The following is a 14,054-nucleotide window of genomic DNA, read 5'->3' as shown; positions in this document are numbered from 1 at the left end:
TTAGAAGTCAATTAGAAGTCAATTAGAAAAAAATCCAATAAAAATATGCCATAGAAATCGGGTTGATCAATCTTGACAAATTATTGAATTTTGTTATATATTAGGACAGACTGAAAATATTACCTCGTATGTACCCACCCGATGACTAATGACAACAACAAGAGGGAAAACGCTCACCCAATAACAGTCTCCCCTGAACTGTATGGGCAGTTATGTCAGGCATTTGATCAAAGGTATAAACAAGAAGATAAGGAAAGGTTTAATAGGCAACAATTTATAAATGATTGGTTTCAAAAACTACCAGATATCCAACAACCTCCTCCTACACACCAGACAGTCTATAATTTTTTAAAAGAAAATAAACCGCGTGAGTGCTGGTTAATTGATGGTTTGTGTCAATTATTGTTAGAAAAAACATTTGATAAAACTACTGAAAATCAAGAACAATTGCCTATTGTTGAAATTACTATTGAAACCGCAATATTTAAGCCAGTTATTCAACCTAATCCTGGTTTTATTAATAATCCCTTTCAACCTTTAAATGGATGTGTTGATGAATCTCATCTATTTTTCGGTAGAACCCAGGAAATTAAAAGAATATTTGAAACCCTCAATAGTGGTAGCAGCGTGGCAATAATTGGAGAAAGACAAATCGGCAAATCTTCCCTATTAATAGAAATTAGCCGACAAGCTCAAACCCAATTATTCCAACCCCGTAAACCGTTTTATCTTAATTTACAAGATATTCATGATGAGGATGACTTTTATCAATCTTTGTGTGATCATGTAGGAATTGAATTTTGTAAAGGTTATCGCTTCTCTCGAAATTTACAAAATCATAGATTATTATTAATACTCGATGAAGTGGAAAAAATGACCTGGGATGGTTTTACTAATAATATTCGGGGACAATTGCGCGGGTTAGCAGAAGGAATGAATGCACCCTTACGCTTGATTGTTGGAGCTTGCACCTCTTTAGATCAACTATTTCCCGATAGTCAAGATATTTGGATGACTTCTCCCTTTACGGGAATTTGTATTGAATACAAGTTAAACCGATGGGATGAACAAACCATCTGTAATTTTATTAAAAGTCGTCTTAATTCTCCTTTGTTGAAACCAGAATATAAAACCATCACCTTTACCGAAGATGAAATTATCGAATTAATTAATAACAGTCAAGGACATCCCCAAAAATTAATGGCGTTATCTTATCAAACCTTTAACCGTTACTTGGAGGAATTGCCATGAGTTCAACACAAAAACCGATTCCCCGTTTAGATTTAGCCCCAAAATTAAATCGTCCCTTATCCCTATTCAATCCTTTTGATTATCTACGGTTATTATATTGGGTGTTTTTCTTTCCTCAAGCAATCCGGTGGTATCTGGAAACCTTTGAGGAAGAAAAAACATTAAGGATACAAGGATTATTATTAACTGTCCTGACTCCACTTTTAATCTGTTTCATCCTAGAGCAATTCGGCTTTTCAGTTAATTGGTGGGGCGTGGCGTTTGGCGTGGCGTTTGGCGTGGCGTTTGGCATGGAGTCCCGCGTGGCGTCCGGCGTGGCGTCCCGCGTGGCGTCCGGCGTGGCGTTGGGCGTGGCGTTTGGCGTGGCGTCCGGCGTGGCGTTGGGCGTGGCATCCGGCGTGGCGTTGGGCGTGGCGTTGTGCGTGGCGTTGGGCGTGGCGTTTGGCGTGGCGTTCTGCGTGGAGTCCGTCGTGGCGTTGGGCGTGGTGGGCGTGGGCGTGGTGGTCGTGGTGGGCGTGGGCGCGGGCGTGGTGGGCGCGGGCGTGGTGGGCGTGGCGGCGGCGTTTGGCGTGGCGTTTTTGCGTACTGAAGTTTGGATCATCGGTTCCCTATTTAATCTGGGTTCACTACAAAATAGGAGTTGGTTGTTTCCTCGAATCACACCGATGCCCTTACCTTTTTTGGCTTCTCGGTTAACAAATTGGTTAACACAAGATTGGCAACTGGGACTGGAAAATGCTAATGAATTATTGAGGTATAGTTATCAATTTATTCCTGTAGTCAATGCGGTCAATCATGTTTTAGCAAAAACGCCTCCAGAATATCTAATTTTTAAGGTATCTCAGCTTGCAGAAAATCCGTTTGATTGGAAATTAGTTAAGTTTGCTTCTGCTTCTCTTGACGAAGAATTTAAGTCTCAACTGATTCAAGGCTTTTTATTTTGGCGAAATTCAAAACTTAAAGCACAACCTCCTTCAGATACTCCTGCTCATGCTGCTGCTGCGGGTTTTTGGTATTTGCATGGACGACAATATAAAAAAGCAACGGAAGCCTTTGCAGTTGTGTCTTCTGTGTTGTATGGGCAGGAAATGTTAACTCTAGCCAAAATTTTAACGATTTTTGACCAATCTATAACTATAAATTATATTGCAACTTTAGAATTACCAAATCTTCCCCCAGAACCCTATTTACGCGCTCCAACCTGGACAGCTATCAAAGCATTATATCAGGTTGTTGAAAATTTTAATTTAATTAAAAATAGTGCCTCTCGTTCTACTCGTTCCTTAGCATTAAATCGCGCATTAGGAGAAATTAAATGGATTTTAGATCAATCCGAAACTTTACCAGAAGTAGAACGAGGCTTAATTGTTGGTATTGCTCGAAATTGGCAATTTGCTTTATTAGGAATAACAAAAGAAGTTGGCAATATTTCCATAACTAAAAAAGTAATAAATCCTTATATTATTGGTGATCCAGTTATCGGTAAACAATTTATCGGACGGGAAGATATTATTAAACAATTAGAGGAATTATGGGTTTCAACTCGTCAACTGCAATCTGTAGTTATTTTTGGACACCGACGCATGGGAAAAACATCAATTTTGCGGAATATTTCAACCCGTTTAGATCAAAAAGTTAAACTCGCTTATGTCAACTTACTAACGGTTGGTAATAGTATTCAAGGAGTGGGTGAAGTATTCATGGCGATCGCAGATTCCCTCTCAGACACCCTGCAAATTCCACCCCCCGATGATGAAAGCTTAATCAATCTTCCCTATCGCACCTTTGAACGGTATTTAAAACAAATTGAAACCCAATTAGGCGATACTGGATTAATTATTGCCCTCGATGAATTTGAACAAATCGAAGAATTAATTAAAAGCGATCGCATTCCCAAAGACTTTATGGGCGTATTGCGGGGAATGGTGCAAATGAGTCCTAAAATTGCCTTTGCTTTAGCCGGACTTCACACCCTAGAAGAAATGACCGAAGACTATTTTAACCCGTTTTTTGCCAGTATTATTCCTATCCGGGTTAGCTTTTTAGAACGGGCAACCTGTCGCTATCTTCTCGCTAACCCCAGTGAAGATTTCCCCCTCGATTATAAACCCGATGCTCTTGATTATATCTATGATTTAACCGCCGGACAACCCTATCTTGTGCAACTGATCGGTTTTCTATTAGTTCGTCGGTATAATGATCAAGTCTTTGAACTGGGAAATAAACGAGATCCTATGTTTACCATTGCTGATGTTGATGGGATTATTAATCAACCCGAATTCTATCAGAATGGACGCTATTATTTTACCGGGGTTTGGCAACAAGCGGGGGAAGGTTCTCCAGGTCAACAACAGATTATAAAAGCGATCGCACCTCACCCCACCGGACTCGATTTTAATACCCTAAAAACCGTTACAAATTTAGATTTTAATTCCCTACAAAATGCCCTTGATACTCTATCTCGTCATGATGTTATTATAGAAACTGATAACCATTGGCGGATCATTGTAGAACTATTTCGCCGTTGGGTCATTAATAGTGTTAAACTAAACCTATTGACTTAATGTAATAGCAGGTGATTCAGAAAATTATGCTAAAAAACATTGAAGTTCGGTTAGAAATATTTCAAGAAGGTAATTTTTATGTAGCCCTTTGTCCTGATTTAGATGTTTCTAGTTTTGGTGAAACCCTGGAAGAAGCAAAACAATCTGTTCAAGAAGCATTAGAAGCTTTTTTTGAAGAATGCGAAATAATGGGAACATTAAGCATTGTTTTGGAAGAAGCAGGTTTTATGCAACAGAATTGAAGTATGTCATAATATTGTTAAATATCGCTTTCCGTTATTTATGAACTTAACAAAGAGGTTAAACCATGTATCACGTTACAGGAGAATATGCTAAAAACAACTTCAGTGAAGTTTTAGAAAAAGCCAGTACGGAACCGGGAGGAGTTGTTATTGTTCAGGAAAATAAAAGTTTCATTCTCATCAGTCAGGAAGAATTAGAAAGCTGGATAGAAACCGCCAAACTCCTTCAAGATAAAACTTTAATTGCTGATATTGAAGCCTCTCGTCAAGAATATAATCAGGGGGAAGTTTTTACATTATAATTAGAACAAAAACCCATTACGGCGATTAATTTTAGTGATCAGTGCGATCGCATTTTACTTTTTATTGTCGAACTGTTTTGCCATTGAGTTATTAATAATTGACCCCTCCTAACTTCCTATTGAATAGCAGTGCGAACGTCCTCGTTCGCTGATTTAATTTTATCATATTAAATAGCAGTGCGAACGTCCTCGTTCGCTGATTTAATTTTATTATAAGGAATTACTAGCGAGTGAGGACACTCGCATTGCGATCAGATCAGGATTATGGAATTGTATTTTATGGGTTTCCGTTCGCTAATTTTATTCTATGCAGTAATCGTTATTAATATTCTAGGGTAGTTCAAAATTCTTGCGAAATTAAGCGGAAATGGGTTGATCTCCACCGAAAAGAATAGGGTTGTGTGCAAAAAACCTTTTTTCTCTTTTTAACTTAACTTATTTAAGAGATAAAAAAGATTAAAAAAGGTGATTCTATTCAGAATGGGAGGGGTTAAAATGATGTTACATTCAATTTTAATAATTCTGTTTCAAGGAGGACTAACTCTTTTAGCTGTTGGTGCGATCGCTTATTTCTGTGCTTGTCTATTCCTGTTTTTAAGACAAACTCGATTTATTTTTTTCCCCTCTCGTTTAATTTCTATGACCCCGGATGATGTGGGTTTATCCTATCAAGATATTGAGTTAAAAATTCCTACTCCTTCAGGAAAAATAGAAATGATACATTGTTGGTGGATTCCTTCAGAAACTAATCCTAATCAAAAAGTAATTATTGATCTACATGGAAACCGCAATACTATCGGGGCAAATATCGAATATGCTGAACAATTTCATCAAATGGGTTTATCGGTTTTATTAGTGGAATATCGGGGTTATGGACGCAGTACAGAACGTTTTCCATCGGAAAAAATAGTCTATGAAGATGTGGAAACTGCCTGGAATTATTTAGTTAATGAACGCCAAATTAATCCTAATAATATTTATATATTTGGACATTCATTAGGAGGAGCGATCGCAATTAATTTAGCCTGCAAACATCCTGAAATTGCCGGATTGATTATTGAAAGTTCCTTTACTAATATTAAAGAAATGATCGATTATAAAAAGAAATATTGGATGTTTCCAATTAATTTAATTTTAACCCAAAAATTCGATTCTATTGCTAAAATTTCGGCATTGAAAATGCCTATATTATTGACTCATGGAACCGAAGATGAGTTAATTCCCAAAACCATGAGTGAAGACCTGTTTAACGCCGCCATAGAACCGAAACAGCTTTTAATTGTGGCGAGTGCGGGTCATAATAATGTTAGACAGGTTGGAGGCGAAGAATATTGGAAAACAGTACAACAATTTTTAACTTGATATAGTAGGGAACAGGGAACAGGGAACAGGAAATAGGAACATAGACAGTTTTAAAACAGGTAAGGGCGACTCATTAGTCACCCCTACAAATAATATTATCGAATAGAAAAATAGTATAAAACTCAATAAATTGAGATTAACCGTTTTCCTCGAACCCTAATTCCTTATAATTCGGATGGGGTTGTTTGAGCATCGTTCTGAGAAAGTTCGGGAGCTATTTGGTGATTTAATGCCGCCACAAGCTGACGTCTCACCTTTGTCGCCCACAAATCAAAATCGAAAGCTTCGCTAGTCGGAATATCCGAAGAAGAAGTTTCGCGGACACTTTCTTTACTTAAAGTCATGGTTGTTCGCCTCCTGTTTCAACTCGCAGTGAAGACAGGCGCGTTCCTTCGGGAGAAGTCCCTACTTCCGTCTTTTAGCAGTCATTTTGGTATGCGAGAATCAAAGACTACCAAGAGATGAACGATTTCACTACTATTTTTAAGAGTAGCGCTAAATCTAATTAATATCAAATTATCTTATGCTAATTTTACATGATTATTAGACATTTTTTGATTTGTCTCTGTTAATAACCTCAATATTTGCTTTTACATCTATCCGATGAGATATCTTTGTTGCCAAATATTCCCTAAATTGATTATAATAGGGACACTGGATTTTCTGATTAAAAAATATTTTAAAGTTTTCTCCTGATAAATGCACCCTTCCTTCAACTTCATTCAGAAAGAGTGCATTTTTTTTGTTAGAGAAAAACCACAACGCTTAACGCAAAGCGGCTTCATCCAGTTGACTCGGACGCACAGAAATTTGTTCAGTTTTTTGTCCGCGATGGAGAGTGATTTTAAGGGGTTGACCAATTTTGCTTTTTTCCACCAAACGCTGCAATTGGTCGGCGCTACTAATAGCTTGTCCATCAATTTCTGTAATCACATCACCCCTGCGTAAACCCGCATTTCCCGCCGGACTCTTGGGAATAATTTGTACCACTAATACCCCATTAAATTCAGGAATTAACAGTAAGGAATTAGGGTCATTATTCAGTTGTTTTGCCGTATCCGCCGTTAAGGTTGCCATGCGAATGCCAATATAGGGATGGGCAATTTTTTCTCCTCTAACTAAAGCGGCTTCAACGGTTTTAGCCGCATCAATAGGAATAGCAAAACCAATCCCTTGACCATCGGCCCGAATTGCGGTATTAATTCCAATTACTTCCCCCTGAGCATTTAATAACGGCCCCCCAGAATTACCTGGATTAATTGCGGCATCGGTTTGAATAAAATCTAATCGTTTATCAGGAATTCCAACTTGAGAACTGGGACGATTTAAGGTACTAACAATTCCCAGGGTAACGGTATTATCTAATCCTAAAGGATTTCCTACAGCAATCGCCCAATCTCCGACTTGAACTTCACTAGAATTTCCTAAAGGAGCAACGGGTAAATTATTACCATTAATTTTAATCACGGCTAAATCTGAGGGGTCATCACTGCCTCTAACTTCTCCTTGAAATTGACGACCATCTTTGAGGGTAACGGTAACTTTATCGACTCCTTTAATAACGTGGGAATTAGTTAAAATAATCCCACTACTATCAATAATAAATCCCGAACCTTGTCCCCGTTGTTGATATTCTTGGGGAGTTTGGGGCATTCCTTCCCCAAAGAAACGGCGGAAAAAGGGGTCATCAAAAAAAGGCTCGGAAATATTAGCAGAGACCGTGCGTTCTGTGTCAATTCTAACTACGGCTGGCCCGACTTTATTCACCGCAACCGAAACAAAATTTCCGAAGGAATTTGGGTTAGAAATGGCGGTAACTGTTGGAGGTTGAGTTTGGGTTAGGATAGGTTCAGCTTGGGCAGAAGTTATCAAAAAATGCGGAAAAATCTGGAGACTGATTAAGGTTAAAACTACACTCAAAACTGCAACCAAAAGATAACTAATAATGGAATTAATAGCAACGGTTTTTGGCTGTATTTTCTCCATAGATTCATCCTCAATTATCTCATTTTCATCATTAGGCTGAGATTCTGATTCGTTAATACTCAAAGCAACTATCCTCAATTTTAACATAAAAATCAATAAGAAGAAAAGCGGAAATATTGTCATAAATCCGCCTTCCTCTTTTTTAATTATAGTCGAAATTTCCTAAAAATTTGACTATAATCAATACTATTTTTGTTTAGCCTACCTTGAGCAAAGGTTGATACAATTGCTAATCCCTAACCAACGGTTATTTTAACGACTTTATTTTTTTCTGCTTCCGCTTTGGGCAAGGTTAAGCTGAAAATCCCGTTTTTATATTCAGCCTGAACTTGAGTGTTTTGAATCCGATTAGGAAGCGGAATCACTCGGCGGAATTTTCCATAACGGAATTCACTGCGACTGACGCCTTTTTCTTCCGTATGGTTGGTTGATTTACGTTCTCCAGTAATCGCAACACCATCAAGACTGACTTGGACATCCAAATCCTCTGGATTCATCCCAGGAACTTCTAGTTTCAGGATAATCGCTTCCGGGGTTTCTTCGAGTTCAGCCGGAGGAAAGAGGGACATCGCCAGTTTTTCCGAAGGAAAGGCCAAACTATCAAACAGACGATTCATTTCTCGTTGTAGAGAATCAATTTCTTGGAAAGGTTGCCAACTTACTAACTGCATAATCGTTACCTCGATTGACAAATTATTTGATACAATATTTATATAGGCTTGACCACAGCCTTGATGATTCTAAGGATAGTAAATCGGCCGCCGGAATCAATTCGGTTTTAACGAATAAAAACGGGAAATAGCCGTACTTAAGAGAAAGATTAGAAACCCAGGATGGGTAATCAGTAGCAGGCGGGATACAGTGGTGTATTTTTTTCTGTGTATAGTCTTGGGAATTTAATCTATAAACCTCAAGTATCTGTTCTTTATCAATGAGTACGTTATTGAAGTTTTAATGCTTCCCAAGGTTAGAACTTGTTTTAAATTTTATAAAGATTATTCGTGAATTAATCCTAATGACAACCACTCTGCCCAACAATCAGGGCATTCTGCCGCAGCAACCTGAACTCCCCTCAGTTTCTGACCGCCTAACCAGTTTATTAAACCGTTTACAACCGCCCCCACAAATATTAATTTTAATCTTTGCCCTTGTAATTGGCGGGGGGACGGGATTAGTAATGGTAATGTTTCACGGATTAGTGGAACTATTACAACGGTTAACCCTGGAAGATTTCATGGGATTAATGATGCCATTTGGTCTATGGACATTGGCATTAATTCCACCGATTGGGGGTCTAATTGTGGGGTTAATTCGCTATCGTTATCAAGAGTTTTTTGGTGAGGGAATTTCTTCTTTAATTAATACTCAAAGAATCCAAATTATTTCTCCTTTTAGACCATTTATTAAACTTTTGGCCGCCGCCATTTCTTTAGGTACGGGTGCTTCTTTGGGCCCCGAAGGGCCGAGTGTAGAAATTGGGGCGAATTTAGGAGCAATTTTAGGTCAAAATTTTCAAGTTTCTAAAGAGCGCTATCGTCTATTATTAGGAGCCGGAGCCGCCGCCGGATTAGCTGCTGGATTTAATGCTCCTATTGCCGGGGTTTTCTTTGCTTTGGAAGTAATTTTAGGTTCAAGTTTTGCGGCTTCAGGTGTGGGTTTAGTCCTCTTATCATCGGTGGTTTCTTCTGTAGTTGCCCGAATTGTTTTTGGTGACCATCCGGCATTTTCTCCGCCCGTTTATGAGGTTCGTAGTAATTGGGAATTATTACTTTATTTAGGATTAGGCTGTTTAGCCAGTTTTGTTTCCTTAGCTTATACCCAAGCGATTAAATTTTCTCAACGTTGTTTTCGAGGAGAAGTTCCGGCTTTCTTCTGTTTAACCAAAATTCCTCGCACCTTACACCCGATGTTGGGTGGATTATTTGTCGGAATTGTAGCCATTCAATTTCCCCATATTCTCGGCCCGGGTTATGGCACAATTCAAGCCCTATTACAAGAGGGGCAGTTTTCCTTGGCTTTATTAATGATTTTATTAGTGCTGAAAATTCTTGCCACTTCTGTTAGTTTGGGCAGTGGATTAGTGGGGGGAATTTTTGCTCCGGCGATGTTTATTGGGGCAACATTGGGAGCAACCTATGGGCAAGCCGTAGGGGGATTAGTACACCCTTTTTTACCGGATATTGCTCCCCCGGCCGCCTATGCAATGGTGGGAATGGCGGCGGTATTAGCGTCGAGTGTGCGAGCGCCTTTAACGGCGATTTTATTATTATTTGAAATGACTCAAAATTATCTAATTATTTTACCGTTAATGGCGGCGGTGGGGGTAAGTGTTTTAATTGTGGATGTGGTGCAATCTAATCAATCGACTTCTGGATTAAATTTACAACAAATGGGGGTTTATTTAGAACGACCCAATGAATTAGAAATCTTACAAACTATTAGAATTTCTGAAGTTATGGGTCAATCCTATTTAACCCTTCCCTGTTCGATGCCTATTTTAGAGGCAGGTGCGGTGATGGTACAACTGAATTGTCATACGGCTTTAATCTTAGATGAAACCTCTCAATTAGCCGGATTAGTAACGGTTACAGATATCCGTCGTTCCATTTTTCAGGCTACAAACCCCGATTCTTCTTTAGCTTTGGGACAGCAAATATTAAAGGAAATTTGCACAACAGAAATCCTCTGCGCCTATGAAGATGAACCAGTTCAGGTCGCCTTAGAACGGATGGCCGCAAGAGATTTACCCCAATTACCCGTTGTTACCCGTGAACATCCGCGTCAACTGGTTGGCATTATTGAAAAAGAACAAATTGCTTTAGCTTGTAATATTGCTGTTACCAAAGATGCCTTACAACCCTATTTACCAAACTCGTAGTAAACTCGTAGTAACCCCTTCAGGGGTTAGAGGGATTAAAGATAGAGAGCCCTGAAGGGCTCACTACGAATTAGAGGATTTCCCTTCTTAAATAGGGTTGTAAAACATCAGGAATACGGATGGTTTCATCGGGTTGTTGATAATTTTCTAAAATCGCGGCCATGGTTCGACCAACGGCTAACCCGGAACCATTTAAAGCATGAATATATTGTGTGCCTTTCTTGCCCGCTTCTTTAAAGCGAATATTAGCCCGTCTAGCTTGAAAATCCCTAACATTGGAACAGCTAGAAATCTCTCGATAGGTTCCGGCCGAGGGCAACCATACCTCAATATCATAACATTTTGCCGCCGAAAATCCTAAATCCCCCGTACATAATTCTATCACCCGATAAGGTAATTTTAACGCCTGTAAAACTCCTTCAGCATCCTGAACTAATTTCTCATGTTCTGCTTCTGAACTATCAGGATGAACCAGTTTTACCATTTCCACTTTATTAAATTGATGTAACCGAATTAACCCCCTAGTATCCCGACCATAACTTCCCGCTTCTCGACGAAAACAAGGGGTATAAGAACAGTGATAAATCGGTAATTGTTCCGCTTCTAAAATCTCATCTCGATACAAATTCATCACTGATACTTCCGATGTCGGAATTAACCATAAATCATCAGCATCACATTTGAAACTTTCTTCCGCAAATTTAGGCAATTGTCCCGTTGCTGTTAAGGAGGTACTATTAACTAATAAGGGCGGTATTACCTCAATATAACCATTATTTGTATGGCGGTCTAACATAAACTGAATTAACGCCCTTTCTAAAGCAGCACCCGCCCCTTTTAACGCTACAAATCGCGCTTGAGCAACTTTAACCGCCCGTTTAAATTCCAATATATTCAGTTTTTCCCCAATATCCGCATGATGTAAAATATTAGGATTTGTAGGAATATATTCATCTCCCCAACGTCTAATTTCTACATTTTCCCGTTCATCTTTTCCCACAGGAGTTGATTCACTGGGTAAATTGGGAATTGGTAATAATAATTGAGTGATTTGAGCATCAATTTCTTTCTCTTTTGGTTCCAATTCACTCAACTTAATTTTAATTTGTTGACCTTCCTCTCTTAACGCTTTAACTTCTTCGCCTTTGGGGTCACATCCTGACTTAATTTTATCCCCAACTAATTTACCAATATCGTTACTCCGCGTTTGTAATACAACTCGTTCTTGTTCCAGTTGGCGACGTTGTTCATCTAAGGTTAAAATAGGTTGCAAATCATACTCGCCTCGCAAATTTAGGCGTGCTTGCACTGCGGCTGAATTTTCCCGAATTAATTTGATATCTAACACGGCATTTCCTTTAATATTGCTCGATTTTTGATTATTGGTTCATCTTTATAGTTTACTGCATTTAGGGAACATCAAACAAAAGGAAACCGAAAAATTATAGATTTACACACTATTTCCACCCATCCCAAGGACTAACTTCCAGGGTTCCAGAGGGAGATAACACCACTCGAAATTGAGCCTCATATTGAGATTGAGATTTAGTATCAGGTTGAAAAATAGGGGCGGTTTTTTGCATCTCCCGAACTGCGGCTGAGTTAAATGGTTGATACTCGATAATTTTTCCTTGTTCGTTTAAAGTAACTTGATAAATTAATGAATCCTTAATCATCAAATTTGTTTGCCAACGTTGATCAATTATAGCATAAAGTTGTTGATTTAAGTGTTTAATTAATTCGGGTTTTGTGATCATTACAGGTGCTTTTTTAATTTGAGCTTGGGAAGCAGCATAAATCGGGTTTTCCGTGGTCTTCATTGACCAAAATTTAATGGTTTCATCTCCGCTTCCACTTGCTAAAACCGTACCTTTAGGATTAAATGCTAATGACCAAACCGGATTTTTATGCTCCGATAAATTGTTTAATAATTCCCCAGTATTCGGATTCCATAAATTAATCGTTTTATCATAACTCCCACTCGCTAATATATCCCCTTTGGGATTAAAAACAACAGACAAAACGGCGGCGGAATGATGATTTAATGTGTGTAAAACCTTCCCAGTTTTAAACTGCCATAATTTCACAGTATGGTCTGCACTTCCACTAGCTAACATCTTACCATCGGGACTAAAAGCTAGGGATTGAACCGCCCCAGAATGCTGCATTAAAATATAGTTTCCCTCGTCAATTAAAGACCAAATTGTAATATTGCCATTTTCGCTTCCTGCTGCTAAAGTATGACTATCGGGACTAAAGGCAATAGATTTCACCCAATCGTGATTTTCCAGAGTTTTAATAAGTTTACCATTAGACAAATTCCATAGACAAATTGTTTTATCTGTACTCCCAGATGCCAACAATTTTCCGTCGGGACTAATAGCAATGGTTTTAATATCATCGGTATGACCTTTAAGGGTATGAATTAGTTCACCTGTTTTCAGATTCCAGAGTTTAATTTCATTATCCCAACTCGCACTAATAACTAAATTACTATCAGGACTAATGGCTAAAGATTCAATTGCATCAACATGAGCATTTAAGGTTTTTTGTAATTTACCTGTTTTGGTATCCCAAATTTTTATTAAACCGCCATAATCTCCACTCACTAATGTTTTCCCATCGGGAGTCATTGCGATCGCATAAATCCATCCTGAATCATCTCTTAAAGTTTGTATAGAGGGCAAATACAAACCAGATTTTGGATCAGATAATGTTGATTTTGATGCCGATAATTTTGGGTTCAAATAAACACCTATAATCATTACGGTTGTAACCCATAAAACCGTTGAAATTTTCCAGTTAATTTGTTTGAAAAACATCGAATCTGACTCCATTAATATTGTAGACTAAAGAAACCCTGTTTATGATAATTACTGAGCAACCCGTTTTTTTGCTTGATGCTGAACAATCCATTGACGATAGAGAAATAAAACAATAATAATTAACATTGCTCCTATTCCAATTGGAGTTAAATATGTCCAATGGTGAGCCATAATTGCCCAAATATGCCAAGTTAATAAAAACATCGCTAAATAGGTTAACTGTTGTAATTTCTTCCAATTCTTCTTGAGTTTTTTCATACTCCAATTATTAGAAGTAATCGCCAATAAAGTAAAAATAGTCAACGTTGAAACACCTTGAAAATAGAACCAATAGGTTTTAATATCCCACAAATCAAAATTTCTTTGTTTAAAATAAATATAAGCATGACCGACAGCCAAACAAAAGGATAAAAGACCAATCCAACGCCGATATTTCAACAACCATTTAGGAATCCCGCTTTTTGTTGTGGCTGGAAAAACAATTCTTAAAGTTGTCGGAAGTAACGTTAAAATATAAGCTCCAACGGCTAAAAATCCTAATAAAGCCGCAAAGGAAACCGGATTAAATTCAAGTTGAAACAGTTGCATGGCTTAATTCCCTAATCCTTGATGTTTTTATTAAGCCAAACTATGATTACCGCTTT

12 protein-coding genes and 1 riboswitch are annotated in these 14,054 nt (G+C 38.3%); of the genes, 6 read left to right on the top strand and 6 right to left on the bottom strand.

Annotated features, from left to right (window positions below):
• Positions 1 to 141: 141 nt before the first annotated feature.
• The 5 genes from NMG86_RS05580 (at position 142) to NMG86_RS05560 (ending at position 5,721) form a co-directional block, all read left to right on the top strand.
• Positions 142 to 1,251: an AAA family ATPase gene (locus NMG86_RS05580; RefSeq protein WP_052338642.1), complete on the top strand. Its 1,110-nt coding sequence runs from the start codon at positions 142 to 144 to the stop codon at positions 1,249 to 1,251.
• Positions 1,248 to 3,815: an AAA family ATPase gene (locus NMG86_RS05575; RefSeq protein WP_026798701.1), complete on the top strand. Its 2,568-nt coding sequence runs from the start codon at positions 1,248 to 1,250 to the stop codon at positions 3,813 to 3,815. Before NMG86_RS05580 ends, NMG86_RS05575 begins: the two co-directional genes overlap by 4 nt.
• 26 nt (positions 3,816 to 3,841) lie before the next feature.
• Positions 3,842 to 4,057, top strand: a complete 216-nt coding sequence (locus NMG86_RS05570) for a type II toxin-antitoxin system HicB family antitoxin (RefSeq protein WP_043937990.1) — start codon at positions 3,842 to 3,844, stop codon at positions 4,055 to 4,057.
• Positions 4,058 to 4,122: 65 nt separating this feature from the next.
• Positions 4,123 to 4,359 carry a type II toxin-antitoxin system Phd/YefM family antitoxin gene (locus tag NMG86_RS05565; RefSeq protein WP_026797191.1) on the top strand — a complete coding sequence of 79 codons (237 nt, stop codon included), beginning with the start codon at positions 4,123 to 4,125 and terminating at the stop codon, positions 4,357 to 4,359.
• Between the two features lie 495 nt (positions 4,360 to 4,854).
• Positions 4,855 to 5,721, top strand: coding sequence for an alpha/beta hydrolase (locus NMG86_RS05560; protein ID WP_026797190.1), 867 nt, complete (start codon positions 4,855 to 4,857; stop codon positions 5,719 to 5,721).
• Between the two features lie 164 nt (positions 5,722 to 5,885).
• On the opposite strand, the gene NMG86_RS05555 is transcribed toward NMG86_RS05560, so the two are convergent.
• The 3 genes from NMG86_RS05555 to NMG86_RS05545 form a co-directional block, all read right to left on the bottom strand.
• Positions 5,886 to 6,065 carry a hypothetical protein gene (locus NMG86_RS05555; protein ID WP_026789016.1) on the bottom strand — a complete coding sequence of 60 codons (180 nt, stop codon included), beginning with the start codon at positions 6,063 to 6,065 and terminating at the stop codon, positions 5,886 to 5,888.
• A 37-nt stretch (positions 6,066 to 6,102) separates the two neighbouring features.
• A riboswitch (Glutamine riboswitch) is annotated at positions 6,103 to 6,191 on the bottom strand.
• A 295-nt stretch (positions 6,192 to 6,486) separates the two neighbouring features.
• Positions 6,487 to 7,707 carry an HhoA/HhoB/HtrA family serine endopeptidase gene (locus NMG86_RS05550; protein WP_043939356.1) on the bottom strand — a complete coding sequence of 407 codons (1,221 nt, stop codon included), beginning with the start codon at positions 7,705 to 7,707 and terminating at the stop codon, positions 6,487 to 6,489.
• 236 nt (positions 7,708 to 7,943) lie between these two features.
• A complete protein-coding gene (locus NMG86_RS05545) occupies positions 7,944 to 8,378 on the bottom strand; it encodes an Hsp20/alpha crystallin family protein (RefSeq protein WP_026789014.1) in 435 nt (144 codons plus the stop codon).
• A 344-nt stretch (positions 8,379 to 8,722) separates the two neighbouring features.
• Here NMG86_RS05545 and NMG86_RS05540 point away from each other — a divergent pair, with 344 nt between their 5' ends.
• Complete coding sequence (locus NMG86_RS05540; RefSeq protein ID WP_026789013.1) at positions 8,723 to 10,585, top strand: chloride channel protein; 1,863 nt, start codon at positions 8,723 to 8,725, stop codon at positions 10,583 to 10,585.
• A gap of 70 nt (positions 10,586 to 10,655) precedes the next feature.
• Here the strand turns inward: NMG86_RS05540 and serS are convergent, their stop codons facing one another.
• From serS to NMG86_RS05525, 3 genes are all read right to left on the bottom strand, one after another.
• Positions 10,656 to 11,933 carry a serine--tRNA ligase gene (gene serS, locus NMG86_RS05535; RefSeq protein WP_026797188.1) on the bottom strand — a complete coding sequence of 426 codons (1,278 nt, stop codon included), beginning with the start codon at positions 11,931 to 11,933 and terminating at the stop codon, positions 10,656 to 10,658.
• A gap of 109 nt (positions 11,934 to 12,042) precedes the next feature.
• The gene (locus NMG86_RS05530; RefSeq protein WP_026797187.1) at positions 12,043 to 13,407 is read right to left on the bottom strand and encodes a WD40 repeat domain-containing protein; all 1,365 of its coding nucleotides are present in this window, start codon (positions 13,405 to 13,407) and stop codon (positions 12,043 to 12,045) included.
• Positions 13,408 to 13,458: 51 nt separating this feature from the next.
• Positions 13,459 to 13,998, bottom strand: a complete 540-nt coding sequence (locus NMG86_RS05525) for a ferric reductase-like transmembrane domain-containing protein (protein WP_026797186.1) — start codon at positions 13,996 to 13,998, stop codon at positions 13,459 to 13,461.
• Between the last annotated feature and the right edge of the window lie 56 nt (positions 13,999 to 14,054).

Source organism: Planktothrix rubescens CCAP 1459/22, assembly GCA_904830895.1.
In the GTDB taxonomy this organism is placed as follows: Bacteria; Cyanobacteriota; Cyanobacteriia; order Cyanobacteriales; family Microcoleaceae; genus Planktothrix; species Planktothrix agardhii.
This window is presented reverse-complemented; position numbering and strand designations above follow the sequence as displayed.

What these genes read in the sequence shown, in the direction of transcription:
- NMG86_RS05580 (WP_052338642.1), top strand. Translation starts at nt 142, where the DNA reads ATGACTAATGACAACAACAAGAGGGAAAACGCTCACCCAATAACAGTC.
- NMG86_RS05575 (WP_026798701.1), top strand. Translation starts at nt 1,248, where the DNA reads ATGAGTTCAACACAAAAACCGATTCCCCGTTTAGATTTAGCCCCAAAA.
- NMG86_RS05570 (WP_043937990.1), top strand. Translation starts at nt 3,842, where the DNA reads ATGCTAAAAAACATTGAAGTTCGGTTAGAAATATTTCAAGAAGGTAAT.
- NMG86_RS05565 (WP_026797191.1), top strand. Translation starts at nt 4,123, where the DNA reads ATGTATCACGTTACAGGAGAATATGCTAAAAACAACTTCAGTGAAGTT.
- NMG86_RS05560 (WP_026797190.1), top strand. Translation starts at nt 4,855, where the DNA reads ATGATGTTACATTCAATTTTAATAATTCTGTTTCAAGGAGGACTAACT.
- NMG86_RS05555 (WP_026789016.1), bottom strand. Translation starts at nt 6,065, where the DNA reads ATGACTTTAAGTAAAGAAAGTGTCCGCGAAACTTCTTCTTCGGATATT.
- NMG86_RS05550 (WP_043939356.1), bottom strand. Translation starts at nt 7,707, where the DNA reads ATGGAGAAAATACAGCCAAAAACCGTTGCTATTAATTCCATTATTAGT.
- NMG86_RS05545 (WP_026789014.1), bottom strand. Translation starts at nt 8,378, where the DNA reads ATGCAGTTAGTAAGTTGGCAACCTTTCCAAGAAATTGATTCTCTACAA.
- NMG86_RS05540 (WP_026789013.1), top strand. Translation starts at nt 8,723, where the DNA reads ATGACAACCACTCTGCCCAACAATCAGGGCATTCTGCCGCAGCAACCT.
- NMG86_RS05530 (WP_026797187.1), bottom strand. Translation starts at nt 13,407, where the DNA reads ATGTTTTTCAAACAAATTAACTGGAAAATTTCAACGGTTTTATGGGTT.
- NMG86_RS05525 (WP_026797186.1), bottom strand. Translation starts at nt 13,998, where the DNA reads ATGCAACTGTTTCAACTTGAATTTAATCCGGTTTCCTTTGCGGCTTTA.